Annotated in this window: 4 protein-coding genes; 1 reads left to right on the top strand and 3 read right to left on the bottom strand. The window is 38.0% G+C overall.

Going from position 1 to position 4109, the window contains the following annotated elements:
* The 3 genes from hslU to rplI all read right to left on the bottom strand — a co-directional run.
* Positions 1 to 1195, bottom strand: a 1195-nt coding sequence (gene hslU / locus Q0095_RS02125; protein ID WP_297880931.1) for an HslU--HslV peptidase ATPase subunit, incomplete at its 3' end; no start/stop codon positions are given.
* Positions 1192 to 1740: an ATP-dependent protease subunit HslV gene (hslV, locus tag Q0095_RS02120; protein ID WP_005870266.1), complete on the bottom strand. Its 549-nt coding sequence runs from the start codon at positions 1738 to 1740 to the stop codon at positions 1192 to 1194. The genes hslV and hslU, both read right to left, overlap by 4 nt.
* Positions 1733 to 2176 (bottom strand): 50S ribosomal protein L9, encoded by a 444-nt coding sequence (rplI, locus tag Q0095_RS02115; protein ID WP_297880930.1) that lies wholly within the window; start codon positions 2174 to 2176, stop codon positions 1733 to 1735. Before rplI ends, hslV begins: the two co-directional genes overlap by 8 nt.
* 275 nt (positions 2177 to 2451) lie before the next feature.
* Here rplI and Q0095_RS02110 point away from each other — a divergent pair, with 275 nt between their 5' ends.
* Positions 2452 to 3891 carry a Mur ligase family protein gene (locus Q0095_RS02110; RefSeq protein ID WP_297880929.1) on the top strand — a complete coding sequence of 480 codons (1440 nt, stop codon included), beginning with the start codon at positions 2452 to 2454 and terminating at the stop codon, positions 3889 to 3891.
* Positions 3892 to 4109 lie beyond the last annotated feature (218 nt).

Below are 4109 nucleotides of genomic sequence, written 5' to 3'. Positions count from 1 at the left end.
GCACCTTTTCCATTATTGTATGTAGCCTTCTAGCGCCGATATCCTCGACCTTTTCGTTCGTGCTTGCCGCAAATTTCGCGATCGCTTTAACCCCGTCCTCGCTAAATTCCAGCTCGACGCCCTCGGTCTTTAAAAGCGCCGAGTACTGCTTAAGAAGCGAATTTTTCGGCTTGGTTAAAATTTCACACAGCGCCGCCTCGTCCAAGCTGTCAAGCTCGACGCGAAGCGGGAAGCGCCCCTGAAGCTCGGGTATGAGATCGCTCGGTTTGCTGATATGAAAGGCGCCCGCGGCGATAAAAAGGATGTGATCGGTGTCGATATTGCCGAATTTCGTGCTTACGCTACTGCCCTCCACGATCGGAAGCAGATCGCGCTGCACCCCCTCTTTGCTTGGATCCTGCCTGCCGCTATTGCCGCTTGAAACCGCCACCTTATCGATCTCATCGATAAAGATGATGCCCTCGTTTTGCGCGCGCCTAACGGCTTCGGCTTTGATGCTCTCCATATCGAGAACCTTCTCGCTAGCCTCGCTTTTGAGGGCAACCTTGGCGTCTTTTACCTTCATCTCTTTTTTGCTTTTGCGCGTCGAAATTCCGATTACTTTGATGAAGCTTTCCTGCATATTCGCCATCTCGGGCGGCAAATTCGGATTTGATTCAAGCGCATTTTCGCTTACTTCAATCTCGATGCTAAGATCGTCCAGATCGCCGCGCTCGAGCTTGGCCGCCATCTTTTCGTAGCTTTTTTCGTAATCTGCGACCTTCTCCTCACTCGCTCCACGCGGAAGCGGCGGAAGGACTTTTTCTAAAATTTTACGCTTGATGTAATCATCGATCTTGTCTTTGTTCTTTTCAAATTCCTCGCCGCGCACTAAATTTACCGACGCGGCGGCCAAATCGCGCACCATGCTCTCCACGTCGCGCCCCACGAAGCCTACTTCAGTATATTTGCTCGCCTCAACCTTGATAAAAGGAAGCCCAAACATCTTCGAAAGCCTGCGAGCGATCTCGGTCTTACCCACGCCGGTAGATCCGATCATTAGGATGTTTTTGGGCATCACCTCGTTTTTCATCTCATCTTCAAGCGCCATTCTGCGGTAGCGATTTCGCAAAGCCACCGCTATCGTGCGTTTAGCGCTATTTTGTCCGATTATATATTCGTCTAATTTTTCTACAATCTGCTTTGGCGTCATCATCTCTTTTCGTCCCAAATTGCGTATGTTTTGATGTTCTCATTCGTGTAAATGCAAATCTCGCCCGCGATTTTAAGGCTTTGCTTTACGAGCTCCTCTTCGTCTAAGCTTGCAAATTTATCCAAAGCTCGCGCCGCGCTAAGAGCGTAATTTCCACCGCTTCCGATCGCTGCGATCTTGCCGTCGTCCGGCTCTACCACATCGCCCGTGCCGCTAAGCAGAAAGATATTTTTGCGATCCAGCACCAGCATCATCGCTTCGAGCTTTCGCAGATATTTATCTTTGCGCCATTGCTTGCTAAATTCTATCACGGCCCTTAAAAGATCGCCCTTTGCGCCGTCAAGGCACTTTTCAAACATATCAAAAAGATTAAACGCATCGGCGGTGCTGCCCGCAAAGCCCGCCAAGACATTACCCTCTTTGCCGATCTTTCGAATTTTAGTCGCATTGCCCTTCAAGACGGTGTTTCCGAACGTAACCTGCCCGTCGCCGCCGATGACGGAGCCCTTCGCGCCTTTGTAGGCTAAAATGGTAGTCGCTTCAAACACTAGCCACCTCTATCTCAAATTTAGCGCTTATGCCGTGCTTTAGCTTGGCATTTACGTCGTAGATCCCGGTCGTTTTGATAGCCTCGGTCTCTAAAATTTTCTTATCGATTTCGATCCCTTTTTGCTCTTTTAGCGCGGTTGCGATCTCATCTTTCGTGACAGATCCAAAAAGCGCGCCGCTCTCGCCCGTCTGCTTTTCGATCTTTACGCGGATCTTGGCTAGCTCCTCGGCTAGTTTTTGCAGGCTTGCGACCTCATATTTTTCAAGCTCAGCCTGTTTTTTCTTATCCGCTTCAAATTTACGCAAAACCTCAGTCGTAGCGGCTTTGGCGTAACCTTTGCCGATTAGGAAGTTGTTGCCGTAGCCGTCCTTGACCTCCTTTACCTCGCCCGCCTTTCCGAGCCCCTTAACATCTTTGATCAATAATACTTTCATCCATTATCCTTTTAAATTTAGCTTTAAATTTACAAAATCAAGCAAGTTTAATTAAGATAGAACAAGATGCTAAGTATAAGCTTGGGATGCAGAAAATAGAACCAACAAAGATTATAAAAGTTCAAACAAACGAAAAAGATTATATAGAAACAGAGAGTGTATCTACTATAAAAGATAAAGAAGAATCTGTTATAGATAAAATATTTAAATTTGTAATGAATTTATTTTAAAATTATGATATATGAGACAAAATGAACATATTAGAGGAGCAAAAGATGAAATTAATAGAAATAGTTAATAAAATTGATGTAAAGAAGATAAATGTAAAAAAAGATGAATTTCATAAATTGGAAGATATTCAAATTCTAAAAATAGAAGAAGAAAGAAGAAAAATGGCTAAAAATTCATTATTATTTTTAGATAAAGAAGAAATAGAAAAACTTAATGATAATGAAATAAAAATTTTGATAAATGAATTAAGAGAAAAAGAAGTAAAAGCAATAGTTTTAGAAACAGATACACAAAATTTAGAAGAAATTGAAAAAGAATTAGAAAAGATAAATATAGTTTTAATTTGTACAGATAATCTAGAAAATGCTAAAATAAAAGTTGCATTAGAGTTTTATGCATATCCAGAAAAAGAACTAAAGATAATAGGTGTAGTTGGTACAAGAGGAAAAACAACGACAGCATTTATCATAAGAGAAATATTAGAAAAAGCAGGAATTAGGACAGGACTTATAACAACAATGTATACAATGATAGAAGATAAAATTGTTATGCAAAATCAAGGAAAAATGCCAAGAATATTGGATTTTTTCAAAATATTGAGAGTAATGTCTAATGAAAGTATTATGTATGTAATAATGGAAACACCAGTAAGTTCTATAAAAGAAGGACTGATGTCAAATATAAATTTTGCTTATACTGTATTTACTAATATAATAAAAGAAGAAATAAATAAAGAAAAATATGGTAATACAATGAAATGTCTAGAAAATACACTTGAAGTTATAAGGAATTCACAAAAAGTTGTAGTAAATGAAGATTGTGTTGCAAGAGAATATGTAAAAAGTAATGCAAAAAAATGTATGACATATGGAATTACAAATAAGTCAACTATAATGCCAACAAATATTAATATTAGGAATATTTACACAGAAATGACACTTAAAATAGAAAAAAATATTCTTAAAATTAAGATGTCATTAATAGGAAAGACATCTGTTTATAATGCTTGTGCAGCTGCAGCTTTAGCACATATGATGGGGATTGGAGCAGATAAGATAAAAGAAGGAATAGAGTCTGTAATAATACCAGGAAAGAGAGAAGTTGTTGCAAATAAGCTTGATATTCCTATAATGATAGATGGAGAAAGAGATAATCAAAGAATAGAAAGTTTATTAAAAGAACTTAGAAAATATGTTACAGGAAGAATTTCAGTAGTAATAGGAGCAAATGAAGGAGATACAAAAGAAAAATTATTTGAACTTGGAGTTATATTAGGAAAAAATGCAGAAATAATTAATATTACAACAGGAAATCCAGGTAAAGATAATGAAAAGAGAATGTCAAATGAAATACTTGCAGGAGTTAGAACAACAGAAGCAAGAGGATATATTGATTCAAAACTAGATAGAAAACAAATAATAGAATTAATACTTAGTAAAGCAGAAAAAAGAGATTATATAGTATTATTAGGAATTCGGATATAATAAGTTTATGAAAGTTGGAGATGATATAATACCATTTGATGAAAGAAAAATAGTAGAAGATTTCTTTAAAGATAAAGAATAAGATAATATAAAATTATATATTAAGATATTAAGAATAGAAAAGGAAATAATATGATATTAACATTATTTGTATCTATGGCACTTACACTTGTTATAGGTATATTGGCCACAGGGCTGACCCTCTATCGTCCTTTGGC

It is taken from the genome of uncultured Campylobacter sp. (assembly GCF_938045535.1).
Lineage (GTDB): Bacteria > Campylobacterota > Campylobacteria > Campylobacterales > Campylobacteraceae > Campylobacter_B.
Note: the sequence above shows the minus strand (reverse complement) of the source record. Positions and strands in the feature narration are given on the sequence as shown.

What these genes read in the sequence shown, in the direction of transcription:
- Q0095_RS02110 (WP_297880929.1), top strand. Translation starts at nt 2,452, where the DNA reads ATGAAATTAATAGAAATAGTTAATAAAATTGATGTAAAGAAGATAAAT.
- rplI (WP_297880930.1), bottom strand. Translation starts at nt 2,176, where the DNA reads ATGAAAGTATTATTGATCAAAGATGTTAAGGGGCTCGGAAAGGCGGGC.